This window comes from Serratia sp. 506_PEND (assembly GCF_001076875.1).
In the GTDB taxonomy this organism is placed as follows: Bacteria; Pseudomonadota; Gammaproteobacteria; order Enterobacterales; family Enterobacteriaceae; genus Serratia; species Serratia marcescens.
The window spans coordinates 25,963-51,529 of sequence record NZ_JVEL01000533.1 but is presented as its reverse complement, the minus strand read 5'-3'; the positions used below and the strand labels follow the sequence as shown (position 1 = coordinate 51,529).

Below are 25,567 nucleotides of genomic sequence, written 5' to 3'. Positions count from 1 at the left end.
GTTGGCGCCATTTCGACATGTCGAAGATGGTTTGCGTCAGCGCCAGCGAGCCGCTTGTGCTATCGCTATGGGTGTCGCGGCTGTCTCGATATCCGCTGGTATAGTTGTAACCGGCGGTCAGGCCGAGCTGCGGCAGCAACGGGCTGCGCGCTTCATTGATCTTTTCGAATGCGGCGTCGCGGTCAGCTGCACTTTTGCGCAGATCCGGGTTACTTTCCCTGGCCTGTTTGTAGACCTGCAGCAGGTTCTCTGCCTGGCTCATTGCACTGAAGCCGCCCAGGCTCAGTCCGATAAGAAGGGGGAGCAGTTTCTTCATTTGCATTCCTTGTTGTGCAGCAATATTGCTATGTTAGCGCTGACGATAGACGAAATAGTTGCCGATTCTAGCAGAGTCTGAGGTACGCATCAGGTGGCTGAATGTGCCATCTCACGTAACTTTTACCTTTCAGACCGCCCATTTACCTTGGCGTACTGCCCGGGTCGACTGCAGCTGATATTATGGCTGACAATCCGGATTGTTTCCCGCTATTACCTGCGAGCGCACAAACGTGCCGCATCCGGCGGCGAAAAACAGCCTAACATAAAGCCGCGGCGGAGAGTCCCGCTGTTTCTGTCATCAAAACCGTTTATTTTATCGGCATACTCAAGCAGGAGAATTCGCGCATGAACCGTTCGCAGCCGTCGCCCGTTACTTTCGATAAAAAAGATGTAGAAATTATTGCACGCGAGACGCTGTACCGTGGTTTTTTTTCACTCAATTTATACCGGTTTCGCCACCGGTTGTTCAATGGTGAAATGAGCCCTGAAATCACGCGTGAAATTTTCGAACGCGGCCATGCGGCGGTGCTGCTGCCCTACGATCCGGTGCGCGACGAGGTTGTGCTGATTGAACAACTGCGCATCGCCGCGGTCGATACCAGTAATTCGCCCTGGCTGCTGGAAATGGTGGCGGGTATGATCGAAACCGGTGAAAGCGTCGAGGACGTATGCCGCCGCGAAGCGCAGGAAGAGGCCGGCGTGGTGGTCGGGCGCTGCAAACCGGTGCTGAGCTACCTGGCCAGCCCCGGCGGCACCAGCGAACGTTTGTCGATCATGGTCGGCGAAGTGGACGCCGGCACCGCCGAGGGCATCCACGGCCTGGCGGAAGAACATGAAGATATCCGCGTCCATGTGGTCAGCCGCGAACAGGCTTACCGCTGGGTTGAGGAAGGCGCGATCGATAACGCCGCATCAGTGATTGCATTGCAATGGCTGGCGTTGCACCATGAATCGTTGAGAAAAGAGTGGGCCAACTAATGAAACAGCGCTATACCCCTGATTTCCCCGAAATGATGAGATTGTGCGAAACCAACTTCGCGCAATTGCGCCGCTTGCTGCCGCGCAACGACGAAGCGGGCGAAACGGTGACTTATCAGGTGAACGGCGCCGGCTATCGTTTGACCATCGTTGAGTCCACGCGTTACACGTCGCTGGTGGAGATCGAGCAGATCTTTCCGGCGGTCAGCTACTGGAGCCTGCCCGCGATGACGGTGCGGTTGTACCATGACGCCATGGTTGCGGAAGTGTGTTCCAGTCAGCAGATCTACCGCTTTAAAGCGCGTTATGATTATCCTAATAAAAAGTTGCATCAACGCGACGAAAAGCATCAAATTAACCAGTTTCTTGCTGATTGGCTGCGCTACTGTTTGGCGCATGGAGCGATGGCGGTTCCGGTTTGTTAGACAGACTGAAATAACAAAGGACACCATTTGGAAAGCCTGTTTAAACTGCCCGTGGCGAGTGGGGCCGCGGTCAGGATTCTACAAATAACAGATACCCACCTTTTTGCCGGCGAACACGAGACGTTGCTCGGCATCAATACCTATCGCAGCTATCACGCGGTGCTGGACGCCATCCAGGCGCAGTGCCGCGACGTCGATTTGATCGTCGCCACGGGAGATTTGGCGCAGGATCATTCGCAAGAGGCGTACCGCCACTTCGCCGCCGGCATCGCGCAACTGCCGGCCCCCTGCGTGTGGCTGCCGGGCAACCACGATTTTCAACCGGCGATGGTCGACGCGTTGGCCGCCGCGGGCATTGCGCCTTCCAAACAGGTGCTGTTGGGTGATAACTGGCAAGTGCTGATGCTGGACAGCCAGGTGTTCGGCGTGCCGCACGGCGAATTGAGCGAATACCAGCTGGAGTGGATGGAGCGTTGCCTGCAGGCTCACCCCGAGCGCTATACGCTGCTGCTGCTGCACCATCATCCGCTGCCTTCCGGTTGCACCTGGCTCGATCAGCACAGCCTGCGCAACCCGCATATGCTGGGCGCAATCCTGCTGCGTTATCCGAAAGTGAATACCGTGGTGTGCGGGCACATTCACCAAGATCTGGATTTGGAATGGCAGGGTCGGCGCCTGTTGGCGACGCCGTCTACCTGCGTGCAATTCAAGCCGCACTGCACGAACTTCACCATCGACGACGTTTCCCCCGGCTGGCGCTACCTCGATCTGCTGCCGGACGGTCGCGTCGAGACGCAGGTGTTCCGCCTGGAAAACGACGATTTCCGCCCCGATATGGACTCGGATGGATACTGATGCCTTCGACACTGCTCTACCTGCACGGCTTCAACAGCTCGCCGCAGTCGGCCAAGGCGGTGGCCTTCAAGGCCTGGCTGGCCGAACACCATCCCGATATCGAGATGCTGGTGCCGCAGCTGCCGGCCTTTCCGGCGGAGGCCGCCGAGATGCTGGAAAATCTGGTGCTGGAACGCGCCGGGCAAACGCTCGGGCTGGTCGGCTCGTCGCTGGGCGGCTATTACGCCACCTGGCTGTCGCAGTGTTTTTCCCTGCCGGCGGTGGTGGTCAACCCGGCGGTCAAGCCGTTTGAGCTGCTGGTCGACTATCTCGGCGCCAACGAGAACCCCTACACCGGCCAGCAATATGTGTTAGAGTCTCGGCACGTTTACGATCTGAAAGTGATGCAGATCGATCCTTTGGAGTCGCCGGATTTAATCTGGCTGCTGCAGCAAACGGGCGATGAAATTCTCGATTACGGCCAGGCAGTGGCGTATTACACCGCGTGTCGGCAAACGGTGGAGTCGGGTGGAAACCACGCCTTCGTCGGTTTCGAGCACTACTTCCCCCAGATTGTGGATTTTTTAGGGCTAAACGCGGTCTGACGGACCGTTCCGGCACCTCCCTTTAACCACGAAAAAATAATCAACGATGACTCAATCCAGCTATAACGCTGATGCCATTGAAGTACTCAGCGGTCTAGAACCAGTGCGCCGTCGTCCCGGCATGTATACCGACACGACGCGCCCAAACCACCTCGGCCAAGAGGTGATCGATAACAGCGTCGACGAAGCGTTGGCCGGTCACGCCAAGCGCATCGACGTGATCCTGCACGCCGATCAGTCGCTGGAAGTGATCGACGACGGCCGCGGCATGCCGGTGGACATCCACCCGGAAGAGGGCGTGCCGGCGGTTGAGTTGATCCTGTGCCGGCTGCACGCCGGCGGTAAATTCTCGAATAAAAACTACCAGTTCTCCGGCGGCCTGCACGGCGTTGGCATCTCGGTGGTCAACGCCCTGTCGAAGCGGGTGGAAGTCAACGTGCGCCGCGACGGCAACGTCTACGGCATCGCCTTCGAAAACGGCGACAAAGTGCAGGATCTGACGGTGACCGGCACCTGCGGCAAACGCAACACCGGCACCAGCGTGCACTTCTGGCCCGACGAACAGTTCTTCGACAGCCCGCGTTTCTCGGTATCGCGCCTGACTCACCTGCTGAAAGCCAAAGCGGTGCTGTGCCCCGGCGTCGAGATCTATTTCATCGACAAGGTGAACAACACCGAGCAGCGCTGGTGCTACCAGGACGGCCTGACCGACTACCTGATGGAAGCGGTTAACGGCCTGATAACCCTGCCGGAAGCGCCGTTCGTCGGCAATTTCGCCGGTGACACCGAAGCGGTGGACTGGGCGCTGCTGTGGCTGCCGGAAGGCGGCGAGCTGCTGACCGAAAGCTACGTCAACCTGATCCCGACCATGCAGGGCGGCACTCACGTCAACGGCCTGCGTCAGGGGCTGCTGGACGCGATGCGCGAGTTCTGCGAATTCCGCAATATTCTGCCGCGCGGCGTGAAGCTGTCGGCGGAGGATATCTGGGATCGTTGCGCCTACGTGCTGTCGGTGAAGATGCAGGATCCGCAGTTTGCCGGGCAGACCAAAGAGCGTCTCTCCTCGCGTCAGTGCGCGGCCTTCGTTTCCGGCGTGGTGAAAGACGCCTTCAGCCTGTGGCTGAACCAGAACGTTCAGGCGGCGGAACAGCTGGCCGAGCTGGCGATCTCCAGCGCCCAGCGCCGCCTGCGCGCGGCCAAGAAAGTGGTGCGCAAGAAGCTCACCAGCGGGCCGGCGCTGCCGGGCAAGCTGGCGGACTGCACCTCGCAGGATCTGGCCATGACCGAACTGTTCCTGGTGGAAGGGGACTCGGCGGGCGGATCGGCCAAGCAGGCGCGCGATCGCGAGTATCAGGCGATCATGCCGCTGAAGGGCAAAATCCTGAATACCTGGGAAGTGTCCTCGGACGAAGTGCTGGCCTCGCAGGAAGTGCACGACATTTCCGTGGCGATCGGCATCGATCCGGACAGCGAAGATCTCAGCCAATTGCGCTACGGCAAAATCTGCATCCTGGCGGATGCGGACTCCGATGGCTTGCATATCGCCACGCTGCTGTGCGCGCTGTTCGTGCGCCACTTCCGTTCGCTGGTGAAAGGCGGCCACGTCTATGTCGCCATGCCGCCGCTGTACCGCATCGATCTCGGTAAAGAAGTGTTCTACGCGCTGGATGAAGAAGAGAAAGCCGGCGTGCTGGAACAGCTGAAGCGCAAAAAGGGCAAGCCGAACGTGCAGCGCTTTAAAGGGCTGGGCGAGATGAACCCGCTGCAGCTGCGCGAAACCACCCTCGATCCGAACACCCGCCGTCTGGTGCAACTGACGGTGGCGGAGGATGACGTCGATCAGACGCTGGCGGTGATGGACATGCTGTTGGCCAAGAAGCGTTCGGAAGATCGCCGCAACTGGCTGCAAGACAAGGGCGACATGGCCGAATTGGCGGTCTGAGCCTGACCCTGGCCCGGTGAAACGCCGGGCCGGCTTTCCCGCAGGGCGTTCATGCGGCGCCCGATAACCTGGGCCGGAATGCATGAAGATCACGCTCGAAGAATTGCTGGCGTTCACCTCGGTGGTCGACAGCGGTTCCATCACCGCCGCCGCCGATCAGCTCGGCCAGACAACATCCGGCATCAGCCGCGCGCTCAGCCGCCTGGAGAATAAGCTCGATACCACCCTGATGCGCCGCACGACGCGTCGTTTGGAGCTGACCGAAGAGGGGCTGAGCTTCCTGAACCATGCGCGTACGATCATCAGCTCGGTGGAAAATGCCGAAGAGCAAATGGCGGTGCGCCGGCAAATGCCCGCCGGGCGGCTGCGGATCAATGCGGCCGCACCTTTTATGGAGCACGTCATCGTGCCGCTGGTGGCGGGGTTCAGAGAACGTTATCCGCAAATTTCGCTCGAGCTGAACACCGACAACCTGATTATCGATCTGCTGGAAAAACGCACGGATATCGCCATTCGCATCGGTGCGTTGCGTGATTCGACCATTCATGCGCGCGCGCTGGGAGCCAGCAGGCTGCGCATCCTCGCCAGCCCGGCTTATCTGCAGCAGCACGGCACGCCGCAGAGCGTGGAGGAGTTGCATCGGCATTGTCTGCTCGGTTTTACCCAGCCGGAGTCGCTTAACCAGTGGCCGTTGCGCTATCGCCAGGCGCCGCATTTCACCATCACGCCGACGATCTCTGCGTCCAGCGGGGAAACGCTGCGGCAATTGGCGCTGCAGGGCGAGGGGATCGTACAGCTGGCAGACTTTATGACCCGCCGCGATCGGGAAGCCGGCAAGTTGGTGACGTTGCTGGAGCAGGAGACGCTGGACGTGCGCCAGCCGATCAATGCGGTGTATTACCGCAATACGCAATTGGCGGCGCGCATCACCTGTTTTCTTGACTACGTCAGCGCGCACATCGACGCGCAGACGTTATAAGGCGGAGCTTACAGGGCGTTTTCCAGGATGTAGATCTCGGTGTCCAGCACGCTGTCCTTGATGGTCTCGCGGTGTTTGAGCATGTGCTCAATGGCCAGGTGTTTTTCCAGATGCGCCATGCTTTCCCATTTCTCCAGCATGAACACCGAATCCGGCGACCGTTTCTGCCAGGGTGCCTGGGTATTGCTGTCGACCATCGGCGTATATTCGCCGCAGCCGTCTTCCGCCAGCACCAGCGGCACCAGTTTTTCAATGGCTTGCAGTACGGTGGCGCGGTGGCCGGGTTTCACTTTGATTTCTGCGATTACGGTGATCATGTCTGCCTCGTTGATGAGAATGTTCTGCGTCAGTTAAGCAAAAATTTTCGCCAAATGCTCGCGATAACGTGCGATGTCCGCTTCGATATCCGGTTGTTTTATCACGTTATTGCAGATAAAGGTCGGCAGCGCTTCCATTCCCAGGAACTGGTTGGCCTTGTGGAAGTGCAGGTAAACGCCGTCGACGCCGATACCGTGGAAGAACTGATCGGGATCGGTGAAGGCCTCCATCGGGGCGTTCCAGGTCAGGCTCAGCAGGTATTTTTTGCCCTGGATCAGGCCGCCGGAGCCATATTTTTTGCTTTCGTCAGAACGAGAGCGACCGTCGTTGGCATACAGGCTGCCGTGACCGGCGGTGAACACTTCATCGATGTATTTTTTCAGGATCCAAGGTTCGCCCATCCACCAGCCTGGCATCTGATAGATGACCGCGTCGGCCCACAGGTATTTCTGTACTTCGGCTTCGATGTCATAGCCGTCGTCGACCACGGTGACCTGCACATCGTGCTGCAGATCGCGCAGGAAGCCTTCCGCCACGTCGCTCAGGGTTTGGTTGAGTTCGCCGTTGGAATGGCCGAATTGTTTTTTAGCGTTGATAATCAGGATATTGCTCATCTTTCGCGGCTCCCGTCAGAGTTAAGATATGGCATGCTTCCCGCTGAAAAGGCGGAAACCATCTCGCTGGTGACGAGTGTAATCGTGAGTCAGGCAAGTAAAAATGCGATCCAGCGCACAACAGTGTTGACTGCCAGTCAATAAACGGGCCGCCAGACAGCGAAATTTTGCATAAACCGCATCGCGCAACCGGCCGCCGGCGGCGATCCTTGCGCCAACTGTGACAGCTACCCCGCAGATGGGTTACTATCGCGGGCAGAATCGACAAGCGATGCCTTTTGTCGTCCAAGGGATTGCCAAGCCACGGTCTGAGGATAATTGAGTAATGAGTGATCTGACTCATGACGGTGTAGAGCGTTTACCGCTGCACACATTCACTGAAAACGCCTATCTGAACTATTCCATGTACGTCATCATGGATCGGGCGTTGCCGTACATTGGCGACGGTTTGAAGCCGGTACAACGCCGCATCATCTACGCCATGTCTGAACTGGGGCTGACCAACAGCGCCAAATTCAAGAAATCCGCCCGCACCGTGGGCGACGTGCTGGGTAAATACCACCCGCACGGCGACAGTGCGTGTTATGAAGCCATGGTGCTGATGGCGCAGCCGTTCTCGTATCGCTATCCGCTGGTGGACGGCCAGGGGAACTGGGGGGCGCCGGACGATCCCAAGTCGTTCGCGGCGATGCGTTATACCGAATCGCGCCTGTCCAAATACGCCGAGGTCTTGCTGGCCGAACTGGGCCAGGGCACGGTCGACTGGATCCCGAACTTTGACGGCACGCTGCAAGAGCCGAAGATGCTGCCGGCGCGCCTGCCGAACATCCTGCTGAACGGCACCACCGGCATCGCGGTCGGCATGGCGACCGACATTCCGCCTCACAACGTGCGCGAAGTCGCCGCTGCGGCGGTGGCGCTGCTCGACAAGCCGGGCGCCTCGCTCGATGACCTGCTCGAGTTCGTGCAGGGGCCGGACTTCCCGACCGAAGCCGAGATCATTACCCCGCGCGATGAAATTCGCAAAATTTACCAGAGCGGCCGCGGCTCGGTGCGCATGCGCGCCGTGTGGAAGAAAGAGGACGGCAGCGCGGTGATCACCGCCTTGCCGCATCAGGTCTCCGGCGCCAAGGTGCTGGAGCAGATCGCCAGCCAGATGCGCGCCAAGAAGCTGCCGATGGTCGAGGATCTGCGCGATGAATCCGATCACGAGAACCCGACGCGTCTGGTGATCGTGCCGCGTTCCAACCGCATCGATCTGGAGCAGGTGATGAATCACCTGTTCGCCACCACCGATCTGGAGCGCAGCTACCGCATCAACATGAACATGATCGGTCTGGACAACCGCCCGCAGGTCAAAGGGCTGGTGGAGATCCTCACCGAATGGCTGGCCTATCGTCGCGATACGGTGCGTCGCCGCCTGAACTACCGCCTCGAGAAGGTGCTCAAGCGCCTGCATATCCTCGAAGGTTTGCTGGTGGCGTTCCTCAACATCGACGAGGTGATCCACATCATCCGCAGCGAGGATGAGCCGAAGCCGGTGCTGATGCAGCGTTTCGGCATCTCCGATACCCAGGCGGAAGCGATCCTCGAGCTGAAACTGCGTCACCTGGCCAAGCTGGAAGAGGTCAAGATCCGCGGCGAGCAGGACGAACTGGCGAAAGAGCGCGATCAGCTGCAGGCGCTGCTGGCGTCCGAGCGCAAGTTGAATACGCTGATTAAGAAAGAGATCCAGGCCGACGCGCAAACCTACGGCGACGATCGCCGTTCGCCGCTGACCGAGCGCGCGGAAGCCAAGGCGATGAGCGAGCACGACTTCGTGCCGTCCGAGCCGGTGACCATCGTGCTGTCGGAAATGGGCTGGGTGCGCAGCGCCAAGGGCCATGACATCGATCCGGCAGGATTGAGCTACAAGGCCGGCGACAGCTTCCGCGGCGCGGCGCGCGGCAAGAGCAACCAGCCGGTGGTGTTCATCGATTCTACCGGGCGCAGCTATGCGCTCGATCCGATGACGCTGCCTTCGGCGCGCGGGCAGGGCGAACCGTTGACCGGCAAGCTGACGCCGCCGCCGGGCGCCACCATTGAGCAGGTGCTGATGGCGGCCGACGATCAAAAACTGCTGATGGCGTCCGACGCCGGTTACGGTTTCGTTTGCACCTTTAACGATCTGGTGGCGCGCAACCGCGCCGGCAAGGTGATGATCACGCTGCCGGACAACGCCAGAGCGCTGCCGCCGATGGAAATTCACGGCGCAGACGATATGCTGCTGTCGATCACCGCCGCCGGGCGCATGTTGATGTTCCCGGTCGCCGATCTGCCGCAACTGTCGAAGGGCAAGGGCAACAAGATCGTCTCCATTCCGGCGGCGCAGGCCGCAGCCGGTGAAGACAAGCTGGCCTGGCTGTTCGTGCTGCCGCCGCAGGCGTCCGTCACGTTGTATGTCGGCAAACGCAAGCTGACGCTGCGTCCGGAGGATCTTCAGAAGTTCCGCGCGGAGCGCGGCCGCAAGGGCACCCAGCTGCCGCGTGGCCTGCAGCGCATCGATCGCGTCGAAGTGGATGCGCCGGTGCGGGCGTCGGGCGGCGACAGCGAAGAGTAAGCGTTGGCGCCGGCGTTAAAGGGCGGTCGCAGCATGCTGTGGCCGCCTTATTTATTTTTGCTGGCGTTTATTTTCCAAATAGTTAACATTTCTGCGCATAAAATTATTGTGCGTACTGCCGCCTGGCAGGAAAATAGCGAGAAATGCAGGCAACATCGGCGTGCTTACCGCCTGGCCGGCAAATAATGAGTAAAGGAATCTGCGCAGCGAAGTAAACTGCGTTGGCAGTGTGCTAATGAGGTTGTTATGTTATTGATTTTGCGTGCCGTTCTCGCCACTCTTTTCTGTATTCTGGTGTGTATTTTCGGTTCTGTTTATTGCTTGTTCAGCCCGCGCAACCCTCGCCACGTGGCGACCTTCGGCCATCTTTTCGGCCGCCTGTCGACGCTGTTCGGCATCAAGGTTGAAACCCGCGTGCCGGCCGATGCGGCCAACAATGGCAACTGCATCTATATCGCCAACCACCAAAATAACTACGACATGGTGACGGCCTCCAATATCGTGCAGCCGCGCACCGTGACCGTCGGTAAAAAAAGTCTGGTGTGGATCCCGTTTTTCGGCCCGCTGTATTGGCTGACCGGTAATCTGCTGATAGATCGTGATAATCGCGCCAAGGCGCACGGCACCATCGCCCAGGTGGCGGAGCAGTTCAAAAAGAAAGACATTTCGATCTGGATGTTCCCGGAAGGGACCCGCAGCCGCGGTCGCGGGCTGATGCCGTTTAAAACCGGCGCGTTCCACGCGGCCATCGCCGCCGGCGTGCCGATTGTGCCGATCTGTGTATCAACCACCAGCGGTAATATAAATCTTAATCGCTGGAATAACGGTCATGTGATCGTCGAGATGTTGGCACCGGTGGATACCAGTAAATACGGCAAAGAAAACGTGCGTGAGTTGGCGGCCCATTGCCGTGAACTGATGGAGGCGAAAATCACCGAATTGGACGCCGAAGTCGCCCAGCGCAACGCCGCCAAAAAATAAGAGTCTACCGGCTTCAAAGAATAGGGTTTTAATTGGCGTTCAGCGCCGTTAACGCCTGAACGCCTGCTAATCTTGATTGGCGGGCGTTTGGGTTTTGCACACGGTTTAGTTATTGCTTTTCATGGAGAAAATATGTCACTCAGTCGACGTCAGTTTTTACAGGCATCGGGCCTGGCGCTGTGCGCGGGCGCCGTGCCGCTGAGGGCTGAGGCGAGCGGAACGCAGACCCCGTTACCCATTCCCCCGTTGCTGGAGTCTCGCCGCGGTCAGCCGCTGTTCCTGACCTTGCAGCGCGCCCATTGGGCGTTTATGGATAACCGCAAAGCGGCGGTGTGGGGCATCAATGGCATGTACCTGGGGCCGACGGTGCGGGTTTACAGCGGTGACGACGTCAAACTGATCTACAGCAACCGCCTGCAGGAGCCGGTAGCGATGACCGTCAGCGGTCTGCAGGTGCCAGGCACGCTGATGGGCGGCGCGCCGCGCATGATGTCGCCTAACGTCGACTGGTCGCCGGTGCTGCCCATTCGTCAGGCGGCGGCCACCTGCTGGTACCATGCCAACACGCCGAACCGTATGGCGCCGCACGTTTACAACGGGCTGGCCGGGCTGTGGCTGGTGGAAGATGCCGTCAGCAAAGCGCTGCCGCTGCCCAACCACTACGGCGTCGACGATTTCCCGCTGATCATTCAGGACAAACGCTTCGATAACTTCGGCACACCGCAATACGATGCACCGTCGCAGGGCGGTTTCGTCGGCGATACGCTGTTGGTCAACGGCGTGCAAAACCCGTATGTTGACGTGTCGCGCGGCTGGGTGCGTCTGCGCCTGCTTAACGCCTCCAACGCGCGCCGCTATACCCTGCAGCTCAGCGACGGGCGGCCGTTCAACGTGATTGCCAGCGATCAGGGCTTCCTGCCTGCGCCGGTCGCGGTGCAGCAGCTGTCGTTGGCGCCTGGCGAACGCCGGGAAGTGCTGATCGACATGTCGAAGGGCGAAGAGGTGACCATCACCGCCGGTGAAGCGGCGGGCATCATGGATCGCCTGCGCGGCCTGTTCGAGCCGTCGAGCATTCTGGTGTCCACCCAGGTGCTGACGCTGCGCCCGACCGGCCTGCTGCCGCTGGTGACCGACAACCTGCCGATGCGCCTGCTGGCGGATCAGTTGTTGGACGGCAGCGCCAGCCGCACCCGCGATTTCCGCCTGGGCGACGGCGGCGTCGGCATCAACGGCGCGATTTGGGACATGAACCGCATCGACGTACAGGCGCAGCAAGGCACCTGGGAACGTTGGAACATTCATGCGGATACGCCGCAGGCGTTCCATATTCAGGGCGTGCAGTTCCTGATCAAACGCGTCAACGGCGCGCAGCCGATGGCGGAAGATCGCGGCTGGAAGGACACCGTCTGGGTCGATGGCGACGTCGAGCTGCTGGTGTATTTCAACCAACCTACCTCCGAACACTTCCCGTTCCTGTATTACAGCCAGACGCTGGAGATGGCCGATCGCGGCACCGCCGGCCAGCTGATGGTGCAGCCGACGATGTAATCTGCGCTGCGGGCCGCTTACGGCGCCCGCAGCATTTCCAGGAAGGACTGCACCACCGGCGTGACGCTGTCGGCGCGATACACCGCGTACAGATCCGCCGGCGGTGCCTGTTGCAGCGAGCAAAAGCGTACGCCGGGCCACGGGATGCGGCCGTAGCTGTCCGGCAGCAGCGTGATGCCGCAGCCTTCCGCCACCAGCGCCAGCAGGGTCTGCGGTTCGTTGACCTGATAAGCGACGTCCGGCAAAAATCCCTGCCGCAGACACAGATTGTGCAGATACAGCCCCAGGCTGGCCTCATGCGGCGGCAGCACGATGAAACTGTCGTTCTGCAGCGCCGCCAGCGGGATATTTTCCTGCTGCGCCAGCGGATGATCGAGCGGCAACACCACGGCGATGCTCTCGCTTGCCAACCGTTGGCAGGTTAACCCCGGCAGCGTCTGCTGCTGCGCCTCTCGCCAGACCCCGATGTCGATATGCCGCTTTTGCAGCGCGGCGATTTGCTGGCTGGGCGTCAGCTCGTTCAACGACCAGGTGACGCCGGCGCTCCGCTCGCTGAATCGCCGCAGCGCCGCGATCAGGCCGCCCCAGGCCGAGGTGCCGACCATGCCGACCACCATGTGGCCGCCTTCGCCACGCCCCATCTGTTGCACCTGATGCAATGCGCTGTCGGCCTGATCCAGCAGCCGCTCGACGTTGCGCAGCAGCGTGCGGCCGGCCGGCGTCAGCGTCATGGAGCGGGTGGTGCGTTTGAACAGCACCACCCCGAGCTGACTCTCCAGCTCCTTGATGTGCTTGCTGAGCGGCGGCTGTGACATATTCAGCCGCCGCGCCGCCTGGGTGAAGTTCATCTCTTCCGCCACCACGCGGAAATAGTGCAGCAGGCGGAAGTTAATCCGGCCGGGATCGGGCAGGGCTTGGGGCGGGTTCATCCGGGGTATCGCCTCCTTGTGACGCAGCTCAACTTATAGGTAAATGGAATAAATCGGCCGCCAAGAATGTATTGGTCTCGGCCGCGCCTCGCTCTCTACTATGGGGCTTATTATCCCCCGCTGAAAGAGAGAATACGATGTTTAATCAAGAAGATGCTTTTACCTGCGCCGATGTCGTCCGCGCACGCCTGCCGGGTTTCCAGCCGAAAGCGGCCTTGATTCTCGGCTCCGGGCTTGGCGCCCTGGCGGAGGTGATGACCGAAACCGTCACCCTCGATTACGCGGAGCTGCCGGGCTTTCCGGTGAGCGGCGTCGCCGGCCACGCCGGGCAGCTGGTCGCCGGCAAGCTGGAGGGCGTGCCGGTATTGTGCATGAAAGGGCGCGGTCATTTCTATGAAGGGCGTGGCATGCAGGTGATGACCACCGCGGTGCGCACCTTCAAACTGCTGGGCTGCGAATTCCTGCTGGCGACCAACGCCGCCGGTTCGCTGCGCCGTTCGGTGGCGCCGGGCAGCCTGGTGGCCATTACCGATCACATTAACTTCATGCCGGAATCGCCGCTGGTCGGCGCCAACGACGAGCGCTTCGGGCCGCGCTTCTTCAGCCTGGCGAACGCCTATGATCGCGATCTGCGCGCCGGGCTGGCGGCGGTGGCCGAAAGCGCGGGCATCCCGCTGGCGGAAGGGGTATTCGCCGCCTACACCGGGCCGAATTTCGAAACGCCGGCGGAGATCCGCATGATGCAGACCCTGGGCTGCGACGTGGTGGGCATGTCGATCGTGCCGGAAGTCCTGGCGGCGCGCCACTGCGGTCTCAAGGTGCTGGTGGTGTCCGCGATGACCAACTACGCCGAAGGGCTGTCGGATACGCCTCTTTCTCACGAACAAACGCTCAGCTGCGCGGCGCTGGCGGCGGACGATTTCATGCGCCTGATCCGCGAGCTGTTCAAAACGCTGTAACACCGCAAGCAAACCGGCGGCGGGCTGCAGGGGGCCCGCGGCACCAATCATCGTTGAAAGCATAATAACAAGGTGATGGCGATGGCGATAAAAACACGATTAAAAGTCATGATTTTCCTGCAGTTCTTTATCTGGGGCGCCTGGCTGGTGACGCTGGGCTCCTACATGATCAATACGCTGCATTTCAGCGGCATGCAGGTGGGGATGGTCTACAGCGCCAAAGGCATCGCCGCGCTGATCATGCCGGGGCTGGCGGGCATCATCGCCGATCGGTGGATGAAGGCCAACTATCTGTATGCGCTGTGCCACCTGCTCGGGGCGCTGGCGCTGTACTGCGCGGCGCAGGTCGAGCAACCGATGCTGATGTTCTGGGTGATGCTGTTCAATGCCATGGTCTATATGCCGACCATCGCGCTCTCCAACGCCATTTCCTATTTTTGCCTGGAGAAGCACGGCTTTGACACGGTGAGGGATTTTCCGCCGGTGCGGGTGTACGGCACCGTGGGGTTCATTCTGGCGATGTGGTTGGTCGGCTTCAGCCGCATCGAGCTCAGCAATCTGCAGCTGTATCTGGCTTCTGCGGCGTCGCTGCTGCTGTCCGCCTATTCGCTGACGCTGCCGCGTTGCCCGACCAACCGCGCGGCCGAGTCGAAAAGCTGGGTGAGCGTGCTGGGGTTGGATGCGCTGGTGTTGTTCCGCCAGAGGCGCATGGCGCTGTTTTTCCTGTTCGCCATGTTGCTTGGTGCGGCGCTGCAGATAACCAATACCTTCGGCAACCCGTTCCTGCACGATCTGTCGCTCAATCCGCTGTATCAGGACAGCCTCAGCGTCCGGTATCCGGCGGTGCTGCTGTCGCTGTCGCAGATCTCCGAAGTGTTCTTTATCCTCACCATTCCCTTCTTCCTGCGCCGTTACGGCATCAAGCAGGTGATGCTGATCAGCATGGCGGCCTGGACGCTGCGCTTTCTGTTCCTGGCTTACGGCACGCCGGTCGGCTTTGGTTTCGTGCTGCTGTTGCTGTCGATGATTGTCTACGGCTGCGCCTTCGACTTCTTCAATATCTCCGGCGCCATCTTCGTCGAGAAAGAGGCCGATCACCGCATCCGCGCCAGCGCGCAGGGGCTGTTCATGACCATGGTCAACGGTTTGGGCGCCTATCTGGGGGCGCTCGCCAGCGGCGAGGTGGTGGACTTCTTCAGCCATGACGGCGTGAAAGACTGGCAGAGCATCTGGCTGGTGTTTGCGCTATATACGCTGGTGCTGGGGATCGTGTTCGCGTTGAGCTTCAACTACCGCCACCTGCCGCAGGAGAGCGCGGTGGCGGCGCAGTAAGGCAGGGGGCGCAGCTGGCTGCGCCCTGAAACGTCAGGCCTGCGGGAAGCGCTGCTGCAGGTGCTGCCAGTCCGGCGGATTGGCGGCGCCGAGGCTGGCCACCACGCAAGCGGCGACCCGGTTGGCCAGATCGACGGCCCGCGGCAGTGGCCAGCCGGCAGACAGGCCCGCCAGCAAACCGGCGCAGTGGGCATCGCCCGCGCCGATGGTGTCAACGACCTCTACCGGATAGGCCGGAACGTGCAGCGGCGGCGTGCGGCCGTCGCAGATCCACGCGCCGTCGCGATCCAGGCGACAGATCAGCGTCAGATTACGGGCGGCGGCATAGCGCTGTGCGGCCTCCACGGCGTCGCCGACGCCGCACAGCGTGGCCACTTCGTCGCGGTTGAGCGTCAGCAGAGTGTGGCTGTCGCTGAGCATGGCGAAGAAATCTTCGCTGAGCTGGGCGATGCGCGGGCCGGGATCGATCAGGCGCGGTTGGTCGAACGGCATGCGCGTCAGCCACTCGCGCAGCGCTTCGCCGTTTTCGCCCGCCAGCTCGTAGCCGCTGGCGTAGATCAGAGTGTGTTCCGTCAGCGGCAGGGTCGCCAGCTGCGCTTTATTCCATTGGCTTTCGCAACCGGACACCGTGATAAAGGTGCGTTCGCCGTCGGGCTCCACCAGCGCCAGGCACCAGCCGTTGTCCATCTGGCCGTGGCGCAACAGCACCTCCAGCCCCAGTTCGCCCATGGCGGCTTCGATCGCCGCGCCCCACTCGCCGTTGCCGACCGGCATGCCGTTGATCACCGGCGCTTCAAGGCGCGTCAGCGCGCGCGCCACGTTGAACGCGCAACCGCCGATTTGCCGCGCCTGCGGCAGGGCTTCGATATCTTCACCGCGGGTCGGCAGGCGCGGCAGCGTCATCACCAGATCGCCGACCGCGCCCCCAATCACCAGGACAGGTGTTACAGCTTCCCACTCATTCATTGATGTTCTCTGCGTTGGGTCAGGTACAGACCGTAAGCGATCAGACTCACCGCAAACGACACAAACAGCCCCAGGCTGGAGTCGGCGAACAAGCCTTTGGCCAGCGGGCCGTCGATAAAACCGGTTTTGGTGACCAGCAGGCCGCACAGGGCGCCGAGGAACCAGCAAAACAGCGGGGCTTTGCGCACGCCGCGGTTCTGGCCATGCAGGCCGTACAAAGCGTTGCCATCATACCCGTGGCGGCGGCGCAGGCACAGGTAATCGAGCAGGAAAATCGCCTCCCAGGCCGCCAGAAACACCCCGCAGAATACCAGGAAGGAGATGAACGGCCCCATGAAATCGCCGGAGATGAACAGCACATACAGGGCGATGCCCAGCACCACCACGGCGTCGATCGATACCGCCAGCCATTGTTTGACCTGCACGCCGATGGTCAGCAGGTTAAGGCTGGCGGAATACAGGCTGAGCACCGCGATGGTGACGATGCCGGCGGTGGCGGCCAGCAGATAAGGGATGGCCATCCAGGCGGGCAGCACCGAGCCTATCAGCGCGATGGGGTTGGCGGCGCTGGCCAGATCGGGGAGCTGCACGGAAAGCAGAATACCGGCCAGCATCAGCAGCATCAGCGGCAAACAGGCACCGCCCATCACCGCGGCGAAAATGCCTTTGCTCGACGAGCTCGGGCTTTGATAGCGGCTGTAATCGGCGCCGGCGATTGCCCAACTGATGCCGGTGCCGGCGGCGATCACCGATACCGCCGGCAGGAAACCGGTCAACCAACTGCCGGAAGGCAGCGCCAGCACCTGGCTCCACTCGGTGTTGAACAGGATATAGAGCACCACGATCAGCGTCATGGTGCCGAAGATGCGGCTGAACCAGCTCTGCATCCAGACTACGGTATTTTGCCCCAGCAGGCTGACGACGACAGTGAGTCCGCCGAACAGCAGCAGGCTGAGCGCGGTCAGCAGGTGGCTGGTTCCCAGTCCGAAGGCCTCGAACAGCGCCGCCAGCGTCAGGGTGCCGGTGATCACGTTGACCGCTTCCCAGCCCATCAGGTTGATCCAACTGAACAGGGTGGGCGCCACGTTGCCCTTCAGCCCGAAAATCACCCGCGAGAGCGTCAGCGTAGAGGTGCGCCCGCGCTTGCCGGCGAAGCTGGTGAGGCCGACCAGCACGAAGCTGGCGACGCCGACCAGCGCGGCGAGTACCGATTGCAGAAAGGATAAGCCGAAGCCGACGATGATGGCGCCGTACACCACGCCGAGAATACCGATATTGGCCGCCGACCAGATCCAAAACAGCTCGATGGGCTTACCGGTCTGTTCCGCGTCCGGCACCCGGTCGATACCGGTGCTTTCTACCTTCCATGCTTCATTGCGATTGATATCGGTCATAGCAAATGATCCCTGTTGCGCAGGGCCGCGAGGGCCGCCGCAGTTGACTGAAAATCGATTCCGTTGGCGCGGTTGAGGCCGGCTATCCCGCTGTCGGTGAAGACGCCGATTCCGCGCAGTGTGTAGCGGCTGATGCCGCCGGGTCTGTCAAAATGAGGGCGGTATCCGCCTTATCGGGTGAGGCACGTCGGCCACACGGCGCCAATGAGTGTAGTCAAAGAGTGGGGCTGCAGCGGGGATTGGCGAAGCGGGAACCTTTCTATTTGCCGACATCGATCCGCTTCGCCCTCCGCGATGGGATCCTGTGATGCGGCGATGAGCCGTGAGCAGGCTATCCATTAGCTCCGTTGCTTATTATCGGCCGTTTGCGCCGGCAGTATAGGCCCGCTGCCGGCCATCAAGGGTATCCTTTAGGGCTGGCAGCGGGTTTTTTATTGTTTTTAAAGTGGGTCCCTGGTGTTGGTGCTATTGATGTATCAACATCAATAAGCACAGATTACGCGCGATCTAGATCCAATGAAAGTCCATTAGGCAAAAATTGTGATGCCACTCTGAAAGCATTAGCGATATTTTAGTTAAAGTGAGGTGCCTATCGCCGGACAGGCGATAGGATAACAATGAGACTCAGACGAATGGCATAAGCAAGAGGGCGGGCGAATGACGGATTTTATGGCCTGGCTGCGTGGCCATCTGGCGCAGGGGGCGGTAGCGCCGCGTTATATTCAGCTGGCGGCGGCGATAGAAACCGCGATCAGGCAGCAGGTGTTGGCGGCGGAGGCATTTCTGCCGCCGGAACGGCAGATGGCGGAGGGGCTGGCGCTGTCGCGCGTCACCGTCAGCAAGGCAATGAAGCTGCTGGAGGATAAAGGGTTGATTTCACGGCAGCAGGGGGTCGGCACCCGCGTGGCGATGCGCATTGGTTATTCCCTCGATAAGGACAGCGGTTTCACCGCTCAGGCGCTGCGTCACGGCAGCCGCGTCAGCAATCGATGGCTGCTGCGCACCCGAGTCGGCGCGCCGGCCAAGGCCGCGGCGGCGCTGGGGCTGGCGGAGGGGGATGAAGTGATCAAACTGCGGCGGTTACGCTTGCTGAACGGCAGCCCGGTCTCGCTGGAAACCACCTATATACCACCGCGCTTCTTGCCCGAACCGGCGCAGCTGGAGCATTCACTGTATGCGCTATGGCAATCGCGCGGCATCGTGCCTGAAGATAAACACTTTCTGTTGAAGGCGGTGTCCTGCAGCGACGAGGTCGCCGAACTGCTCAACGTGCCGTGCGGCGCGCCGTTGTTGCACATCATCCAAACCAGCCGCAACGCTCAGGGTGAGGCGCTGGAGTTCAGCGATATCTTGTGCCGCAGCGACGTTTATGAATTCGAAGTGAACGGTTAGCGAAATAACCATGCTCTTTTTGCTGCTAGTGCGTATAATCGCCGCCCGGCGATTAATTAACCTGTAAAAAGAGCAGCAGAATGAGCACCACCAGCCTGATCCAACCCGATCGTGAACTGTTTTCCTATAAGCCTTATTGGGCCGAATGTTTTGGCACCGCGCCGTTTTTACCGATGTCGCGGGCAGAGATGGATCAACTGGGCTGGGACAGCTGCGACGTGATCATCATCAGCGGCGACGCCTACGTCGATCACCCAAGCTTTGGCATGGCGATCATCGGCCGCATGCTGGAAGCGCAGGGCTTTCGCGTCGGCATCATCGCGCAGCCGGACTGGAGCAATAAAGAAGACTTCATGCGGCTGGGGAAACCGAACCTGTTCTTCGGCATCACCGCCGGCAACATGGACTCGATGATCAACCGCTACACCGCCGATCGCAAACTGCGCCACGACGATGCCTATACCGCCGGCAACGTCGGCGGCAAGCGGCCGGATCGCGCCACCCTGGTCTACAGCCAGCGCTGCAAAGAAGCCTATAAAGACGTGCCGATCGTGTTGGGCGGCATCGAAGCCAGCCTGCGCCGCATCGCCCACTACGATTACTGGTCGGATACCGTGCGCCGCTCGGTGCTGGTGGACTCCAAAGCCGACATGCTGATCTACGGCAACGGCGAGCGTCCGTTGGTGGAAGTGGCGCACCGTCTGGCCGCCGGTGAGAAGATCGGCGATATCCACGATATTCGCAATACCGCGGTGATGCGCAAAGAAGCGCTGCCGGGCTGGAGCGGCGTGGATTCCACCCGCCTCGACAAGCCGGGCCGCATCGAACCTATTCCGAACCCGTACGGCGAGGATCTGCCGTGCGCCGACGGCACCAAGCCGAAAGAGCCGGAAGCCAAGCCTGTCACCGTGCGCGCCGCCAAACCGAAGCCGTGGGAGAAGACCTACGTGCTGCTGCCGTCCTTCGAGAAAGTGAAGGGCGACAAGGTGCTGTATGCGCACACCTCGCGCATTTTGCACCATGAAACCAACCCAGGCTGCGCCCGCGCGCTGATGCAAAAACACGGCGATCGCTACGTGTGGATCAACCCGCCGGCGATCCCGCTGACCACGCCGGAGATGGACAGCGTCTTCGCTCTGCCTTATCAACGCGTACCGCACCCGTCCTACGGTCAGGATCGCATTCCGGCCTATGACATGATCCGTTTCTCGGTGAACATCATGCGCGGCTGCTACGGCGGCTGTTCGTTCTGTTCGATCACCGAGCATGAAGGGCGCATCATCCAGAGCCGTTCGGAAGATTCGATCGTTCGCGAAATCGAAGAGATCCGTGACAAGGTGCCGGGCTTTACCGGTGTGATCTCCGATCTGGGCGGCCCGACCGCCAACATGTATATGCTGCGCTGCACCAACCCGCGCGCTGAGCAGACCTGCCGCCGCGCCTCGTGCGTGTATCCGGAGATCTGCACTTACATGGATACCAACCACGAGCCGACCATCAAGCTTTACCGCCGCGCGCGTTCTCTGGAGGGCATCAAGAAGATCCTGATCGCTTCCGGGGTACGTTACGATCTGGCGGTGGAAGATCCGCGCTATATCAAGGAACTGGCGACCCACCACGTCGGCGGCTACCTGAAGATCGCGCCGGAGCACACCGAAGAAGGACCGTTGTCGAAGATGATGAAACCGGGCATGGGCAGTTACGATCGCTTCAAGCAGCTGTTTGATCACTATTCGAAGCTGGCGGGCAAAGAGCAGTACCTGATCCCATACTTTATCTCGTCGCACCCGGGCACCCGCGATGAAGACATGGTGAACCTGGCGCTGTGGCTGAAGAAGAACCGTTTCCGCCTCGATCAGGTGCAGAACTTCTATCCTTCGCCGATGGCCAACTCCACCACCATGTATTACAGCGGCAAAAACCCGCTGAGCAAGGTGGGGTACAAGAGCGAAGACGTGGTGGTGCCGCGCGGCGATCGCCAGCGCCGCCTGCACAAGGCGCTGCTGCGTTACCACGATCCGGCCAACTGGGCGCTGATCCGCGCCGCGCTGGAAGAGATGGGCCTGAAGCACCTGATCGGCAGCCGCCGCGATTGTCTGGTGCCGGCGCCGAGCATCGACGAACAGCGCGAAGCGAAACGGCTGCAGCGCCATACCCGGCCGGCGCTGACCAAACATACCGATATCAATCGGCAGCGCACGCCGTCCAACCGGCCGCCGCGCAAACCGATTCGCAAAGCCAAGCCGTAACGGCCGCACCGCATGCGTAAACAAAAAGGAGAACCCCCGGGTTCTCCTTTTCACTGTTGAGCGTCACAGCTGCTCGTACGCGGCTTCCACTTTCATCAAATGGCGCGGCGCCTGCGGCGCGGGATGGTATTTGCGCACGTGCCAGTTAAAGGCCTCCGGCGACAGGTTGTTAATCATCGCGATGGCCTGCTGACGGTTGCTGGAGAAGGTGCGCAGCAGTGCTCCGGTGCCGTTGACGTAGGCGATGATGGTGGCGTAGCGCAGCGTGACGGGATTGGCTATCCCTTTAAGCTGTTGTTTTTGCAAGGTGGCCAGATAGGCGGCGCCGAGATCGATATTGGTGTCGGGATCCCGCAGATCGTCATCGTCCGGGCAACCGCGTTTGCCTTTGTAGCGATAGGCGTCGCAGCCGGCGGTATCGGCTTTCAGCTGCATCAGGCCGATCGCATTGGATCTGCTCACTGCGGCGGGGTTGAAACCGGACTCCACCTGGATCATGGCGGTGATCAGCTTGGCGTCTACGCCGTATTCGCTGGCGGCGTCTTTGATGGCGCTATCGAAGGCGTGGCGATCGTAGCTGACGCGCTGTTTCTTGCCGGCGCAACCCGCCAGCACCAGCATGACGCAAAGCATGCCCAGCCGTGACCCGTGTGAGAAAGAGAATTTCATGGTGCTCCGTGCTTGTCTGTTTTTTAACGGCGTTAACCGGCGGGCGGAGCCTCCGGCGTCGTCATCATAACGTCAGGCGGCGCAAAGGAGCAATGTGCGGGAAGGAAAAGCCCCCTCCGGCCGGAGAGGGCTTGGGGGGAGATTACAGGGTATCCGGATCCGGCCCGAGGCGGTTGCCGACATCCAGCTTGGCGATCTCGCCCAGTTCATCTTTATCGAGTTTGAAATCAAACACCTCGAAGTTTTCGCGAATCCGCGACGGCGTGACCGATTTCGGGATGACGATAAGACCGCTGTCCAGGTGCCAGCGCACCACAATCTGCGCCGGGGTTTTCTCGTATTTTTCGGCCAGCGCCTTGATTAGCGGCTGGTCGAACACGCCTTCACCGCCTTGCGCCAGCGGGCTCCAGGATTCGGTGGCGATATGGTGCGTGGCGTTCCAGGCGCGCAGCTGGCGCTGTTGCAGCAGCGGGTGCAGCTCGATCTGGTTGACGACCGGCGCCACGTTGGTTTCATCCAACAGACGCTGCAGGTGCGGCGTATGGAAGTTGCATACGCCGATGCTTTTCACCAGGCCTTGTTCGCGCAGCTTGATCAGCTCGCGCCAGGCGGAGACGTATTGATCCTGCTGCGGGCGCGGCCAGTGGATCAGATACAGATCCACATAGTCCAGCTTGAGCTTTTCCAGACTGGTTTCCAGCGCCGCCAGCGGATCGCCCTGATCGTCGTTCCACAGCTTGGTGGTGATGAACAGGTCGCTGCGCGGCAGCGAGCTGGACTGCAGCGCGGCGCCGACGCCTTCCTCGTTCTTGTAAATCGCGGCGGTGTCGATGGAGCGGTAACCGATCTCCAGCGCTTTGCTCACCGCGCGGGTGGTCTCTTCAATACTCGCCTGCCAAACGCCGAGACCCAACTGCGGCATCAGATTACCATCGTGGAGTTTGATGATGGGTTGTTGCGTTGTCATGCGCATCTCCTTGTGTACGGATTGCGGCGCCTGCGGCGCCGAAACGGCTATAGATAAATTCTAGTTGGCAAAATGGGCGGTTGCCGGGTTTGCCAGCCTAATTTCAGCGGTGGCGGGAGGGCCATTTTCTCCCCGCTCTCCCTGCGAATGAGCGGTAAGACGAGTGGTGCGAAACGATCGGCGGCGCTGAAGCGCCCGACTGCGCCCGGTGATCGGCCGGGCGCAGGATGCGGCGAAAAATGGCTGGCGGAGACTAAAGCCTAGCAAAAAATCGCCGTTTTGCGATTAACGCGCCGCTTCATAAATGCGGCGGCTGACGTCCAGGGTGATGTCCTGATGCTCGCCCAGGGCGGTCATGCCGTGCTGATGGAGCTTGTCGAGCAGCGCCGGAATGCTGCTGCCGTCGAGCTGATAATCCGCCATGCGGGTCGGCACGCCCATCTGTTCGAAGAAGGCGCGGGTGGCGGCGATGGCGCCGTCGATCCGGCTGTCTTCGCTGCCTTCGCGCAGGCCCCAGACGCGTTCAGCGTACTGCAGCAGTTTTTCGCGCTTCTGCGCTTTCTTCTCGTGCAGCAGCGCCGGCAGCACGATGGCCAGCGTTTGCGCGTGGTCGAGATCGTGCATGGCGGTCAGCTCGTGGCCCAGCATGTGGGTCGCCCAGTCCTGCGGCACGCCGGCGCCGATCAGGCCGTTCAGCGCCATGGTGGCGCTCCACATCACGTTGGCGCGCACCGCATAGTTCTCCGGCTCGGCCAGAGCGCGCGGGCCGTCTTCCAGCAGGGTCAACAGCAGGCCTTCGGCGAAGCGATCCTGCACCTTGGCGTCGACCGGGTAGGTCAGATACTGCTCCAGGGTGTGCACGAAGGCGTCGACCACGCCGTTGGCGATCTGGCGGGGCGGCAGCGAGTAGGTCACCACCGGATCCAGTACGGCGAAGCGCGGCTGCACCAGCGGAGAGAAGAAGTGCTGCTTGTCGCCGCTGCTTTTGCGGGTGATCACCGCGCCGCTGTTGGACTCGGAGCCGGTGGCCGGCAGCGTCAGCACGCAGCCCATCGGCACCGCGTCGGCGATGTGGCTGCCGACGGTCTGCAGAATGTGCCAGGCGTCGTTGCTGGCCGTATAACGGGCGGCGGCGGCGATGAACTTGGTGCCGTCAACCACCGAACCGCCGCCGACCGCCAGCAGGAAATCGATGTTTTCCGCTTTCACCACCTCGACCGCTTTCATCAGCGTTTCGTAGGTCGGGTTAGGCTCGATGCCGGAGAACTCCCGCACGTCGCGGCCGGCCAGCGCGCTATGCACCTGATCCAGCACGCCGTTTTTCTTTACGCTGCCGCCACCGTAGGTGATCAGGATGCGCGCGTCCGCCGGGATTTGGCCGGCCACGTCGGCAATTTGGTCCTTGCCGAACAGGATTTTGGTTGGGGTATGCAGAATGAAGTTGTGCATGGTTGATTTCTCTCTTTCTGTCAGGCGGGCGCCAAAGTGGCGCAAAAGTATCTGGCCCGTATTGTCAGGAACCGGGCGGCAACGCACAATGCACATTCCTGTTTGGTTCTTGCCTATTTCTACAACTGGCTGTAGAAATGGCGAGTTTTAAATTATGATTTATGCCGAATCGTTCTGACTGTAAGAGGGTGTTTCCGTGATTGAAATCGATGCGCTGCGCAGCCGCATGGCGCGCCAGGCGATGGCTATCGCCAGCGGCAACGGCTACACGCCGTCGCCGGTGCCGCGGGTGAAGATTTTGTATGTCGATCGCCACAGCCCGCGTCAGCCGGTGATGTATGAACCGGGGATCGTCATTGTTTTTCAGGGGCACAAGGTCGGCTATTGCGGCAATAAGAAGTTCCAATACGATCCGCGCAACTACCTGCTGATGACGGTGCCGCTGCCGTTTGAATGCGAAACCTTCGCCAGCCCGGAACTGCCGCTGGTTGGGTTGGCGGTCAATATCGATACCCAAATGCTGCAGGACTTGCTGATCGACATCGGCGATGACGACTACCTGATGCAACCGCGCGCGGAGAGCAACGGGGTGAACCTGGCGGAAATGACGGAAGAGTTGCTGTGCGCCACCGAGCGTCTGCTCGACGTGATGGCCAATCCGCTCGACGCCCGGGTGCTTGGGCCGCAGATCGTACGGGAGATTCTCTATTATGTGCTGCGCGGCGCCTGCGGCGCGTCGCTGCAGGAGTTGGTCAATCGGCATACCCACTTCAGCCAGATCGCCAAGGCGCTGCGGCGTATCGAACATCAGTATGCCGACAGCATCAACGTCGAGCAGTTGGCCAGCGAGGTCAACATGAGCGTCTCGGCGTTCCACCACAACTTCAAGGCGGTGACCAACACCTCGCCGCTGCAGTACGTGAAGTCGTACCGGCTGCATAAGGCGCGCCTGTTGATGGTTCATGACGGTCTGAAGGCCAGCACGGCGGCGATCCGCGTCGGCTACGAAAGCGCGTCGCAGTTCAGCCGCGAGTTCAAACGGCTGTTCGGCATGACGCCGAGCGATGAAGTCGCCCGGCTGCGCGAGGCCAACCCGCTGTTGCTGGAGGGCTGAGCCGCA

General features: G+C 60.9%; 24 protein-coding genes. 15 read left to right on the top strand and 9 right to left on the bottom strand.

What is annotated here, in order from left to right; translation table 11 throughout:
- Positions 1-316: TolC family protein (locus ADK28_RS22900; protein WP_048796760.1), on the bottom strand; the 316-nt coding region annotated here is incomplete at its 3' end.
- 347 nt (positions 317-663) lie between these two features.
- Here ADK28_RS22900 and nudF point away from each other — a divergent pair.
- From nudF to ADK28_RS22870, 6 genes are all read left to right on the top strand, one after another.
- Positions 664-1,296, top strand: coding sequence for an ADP-ribose diphosphatase (gene nudF / locus ADK28_RS22895; RefSeq protein WP_004937242.1), 633 nt, complete (start codon positions 664-666; stop codon positions 1,294-1,296).
- On the top strand, positions 1,296-1,721 hold the full coding sequence (locus tag ADK28_RS22890) for a DUF1249 family protein (RefSeq protein ID WP_004937244.1): 426 nt from the start codon (positions 1,296-1,298) through the stop codon (positions 1,719-1,721). The genes nudF and ADK28_RS22890 overlap by 1 nt, the downstream gene beginning before the upstream one ends.
- Positions 1,722-1,748: 27 nt before the next feature.
- Positions 1,749-2,576, top strand: a complete 828-nt coding sequence (cpdA, locus tag ADK28_RS22885; protein WP_048796759.1) for a 3',5'-cyclic-AMP phosphodiesterase — start codon at positions 1,749-1,751, stop codon at positions 2,574-2,576.
- Positions 2,576-3,160: an esterase YqiA gene (gene yqiA, locus ADK28_RS22880; protein WP_015379081.1), complete on the top strand. Its 585-nt coding sequence runs from the start codon at positions 2,576-2,578 to the stop codon at positions 3,158-3,160. Before cpdA ends, yqiA begins: the two co-directional genes overlap by 1 nt.
- A 46-nt stretch (positions 3,161-3,206) precedes the next feature.
- Positions 3,207-5,102, top strand: a complete 1,896-nt coding sequence (gene parE, locus ADK28_RS22875; protein WP_025304305.1) for a DNA topoisomerase IV subunit B — start codon at positions 3,207-3,209, stop codon at positions 5,100-5,102.
- An 82-nt stretch (positions 5,103-5,184) separates the two neighbouring features.
- Positions 5,185-6,081, top strand: coding sequence for a LysR substrate-binding domain-containing protein (locus tag ADK28_RS22870; RefSeq protein ID WP_033639368.1), 897 nt, complete (start codon positions 5,185-5,187; stop codon positions 6,079-6,081).
- A gap of 8 nt (positions 6,082-6,089) precedes the next feature.
- Here ADK28_RS22870 and ADK28_RS22865 read toward each other — a convergent pair whose 3' ends face one another.
- Together ADK28_RS22865 and ADK28_RS22860 are read right to left on the bottom strand one after the other, a co-directional pair.
- Positions 6,090-6,398: a putative quinol monooxygenase gene (locus tag ADK28_RS22865; RefSeq protein ID WP_004937258.1), complete on the bottom strand. Its 309-nt coding sequence runs from the start codon at positions 6,396-6,398 to the stop codon at positions 6,090-6,092.
- A 33-nt stretch (positions 6,399-6,431) separates the two neighbouring features.
- Positions 6,432-7,013 (bottom strand): NAD(P)H-dependent oxidoreductase, encoded by a 582-nt coding sequence (locus ADK28_RS22860; RefSeq protein ID WP_016930136.1) that lies wholly within the window; start codon positions 7,011-7,013, stop codon positions 6,432-6,434.
- Positions 7,014-7,338: 325 nt separating this feature from the next.
- On the opposite strand from ADK28_RS22860, the gene parC reads away from it, so the two are divergent.
- The 4 genes from parC (at position 7,339) to ftsP (ending at position 12,141) form a co-directional block, all read left to right on the top strand.
- Entirely contained in the window at positions 7,339-9,612 is a 2,274-nt protein-coding gene (gene parC / locus ADK28_RS22855) for a DNA topoisomerase IV subunit A (protein ID WP_016930135.1), read from the top strand.
- A gap of 3 nt (positions 9,613-9,615) precedes the next feature.
- Positions 9,616-9,798, top strand: a complete 183-nt coding sequence (locus ADK28_RS22850) for a hypothetical protein (protein WP_033639370.1) — start codon at positions 9,616-9,618, stop codon at positions 9,796-9,798.
- Between the two features lie 60 nt (positions 9,799-9,858).
- Entirely contained in the window at positions 9,859-10,593 is a 735-nt protein-coding gene (locus ADK28_RS22845) for a 1-acylglycerol-3-phosphate O-acyltransferase (RefSeq protein WP_033639371.1), read from the top strand.
- Positions 10,594-10,725: 132 nt separating this feature from the next.
- Complete coding sequence (ftsP, locus tag ADK28_RS22840) at positions 10,726-12,141, top strand: cell division protein FtsP (protein WP_004937270.1); 1,416 nt, start codon at positions 10,726-10,728, stop codon at positions 12,139-12,141.
- Between the two features lie 17 nt (positions 12,142-12,158).
- Here ftsP and ADK28_RS22835 read toward each other — a convergent pair whose 3' ends face one another.
- On the bottom strand, positions 12,159-13,070 hold the full coding sequence (locus tag ADK28_RS22835; RefSeq protein WP_048796758.1) for a LysR family transcriptional regulator: 912 nt from the start codon (positions 13,068-13,070) through the stop codon (positions 12,159-12,161).
- A 137-nt stretch (positions 13,071-13,207) separates the two neighbouring features.
- Here ADK28_RS22835 and xapA point away from each other — a divergent pair, with 137 nt between their 5' ends.
- Both xapA and ADK28_RS22825 read left to right on the top strand, forming a co-directional pair.
- Positions 13,208-14,029, top strand: coding sequence for a xanthosine phosphorylase (gene xapA / locus ADK28_RS22830; protein WP_033639373.1), 822 nt, complete (start codon positions 13,208-13,210; stop codon positions 14,027-14,029).
- 81 nt (positions 14,030-14,110) lie between these two features.
- Entirely contained in the window at positions 14,111-15,361 is a 1,251-nt protein-coding gene (locus tag ADK28_RS22825; RefSeq protein WP_033641351.1) for a nucleoside permease, read from the top strand.
- A 33-nt stretch (positions 15,362-15,394) separates the two neighbouring features.
- On the opposite strand, the gene ADK28_RS22820 is transcribed toward ADK28_RS22825, so the two are convergent.
- Together ADK28_RS22820 and ADK28_RS22815 are read right to left on the bottom strand one after the other, a co-directional pair.
- Positions 15,395-16,327, bottom strand: a complete 933-nt coding sequence (locus tag ADK28_RS22820) for a PfkB family carbohydrate kinase (protein ID WP_033639374.1) — start codon at positions 16,325-16,327, stop codon at positions 15,395-15,397.
- Entirely contained in the window at positions 16,324-17,721 is a 1,398-nt protein-coding gene (locus ADK28_RS22815) for a purine-cytosine permease family protein (RefSeq protein WP_004937281.1), read from the bottom strand. The genes ADK28_RS22820 and ADK28_RS22815 overlap by 4 nt, the downstream gene beginning before the upstream one ends.
- A 657-nt stretch (positions 17,722-18,378) precedes the next feature.
- Here ADK28_RS22815 and ADK28_RS22810 point away from each other — a divergent pair.
- Positions 18,379-19,113 (top strand): GntR family transcriptional regulator, encoded by a 735-nt coding sequence (locus ADK28_RS22810; RefSeq protein ID WP_016930130.1) that lies wholly within the window; start codon positions 18,379-18,381, stop codon positions 19,111-19,113.
- An 80-nt stretch (positions 19,114-19,193) separates the two neighbouring features.
- Positions 19,194-21,362, top strand: coding sequence for a YgiQ family radical SAM protein (locus ADK28_RS22805; protein WP_048796757.1), 2,169 nt, complete (start codon positions 19,194-19,196; stop codon positions 21,360-21,362).
- 63 nt (positions 21,363-21,425) lie between these two features.
- On the opposite strand, the gene ADK28_RS22800 is transcribed toward ADK28_RS22805, so the two are convergent.
- The 3 genes from ADK28_RS22800 to yqhD all read right to left on the bottom strand — a co-directional run bounded on the left by ADK28_RS22800 (position 21,426) and on the right by yqhD (position 24,447).
- Entirely contained in the window at positions 21,426-22,031 is a 606-nt protein-coding gene (locus ADK28_RS22800) for a transglycosylase SLT domain-containing protein (protein ID WP_016930129.1), read from the bottom strand.
- Positions 22,032-22,173: 142 nt separating this feature from the next.
- Positions 22,174-22,998 (bottom strand): 2,5-didehydrogluconate reductase DkgA, encoded by an 825-nt coding sequence (gene dkgA / locus ADK28_RS22795; RefSeq protein ID WP_004937289.1) that lies wholly within the window; start codon positions 22,996-22,998, stop codon positions 22,174-22,176.
- A 285-nt stretch (positions 22,999-23,283) separates the two neighbouring features.
- Positions 23,284-24,447, bottom strand: coding sequence for an alcohol dehydrogenase (yqhD, locus tag ADK28_RS22790; protein WP_016930127.1), 1,164 nt, complete (start codon positions 24,445-24,447; stop codon positions 23,284-23,286).
- Positions 24,448-24,673: 226 nt separating this feature from the next.
- Here yqhD and ADK28_RS22785 point away from each other — a divergent pair, with 226 nt between their 5' ends.
- A complete protein-coding gene (locus ADK28_RS22785) occupies positions 24,674-25,561 on the top strand; it encodes an AraC family transcriptional regulator (protein WP_156866316.1) in 888 nt (295 codons plus the stop codon).
- Positions 25,562-25,567 lie beyond the last annotated feature (6 nt).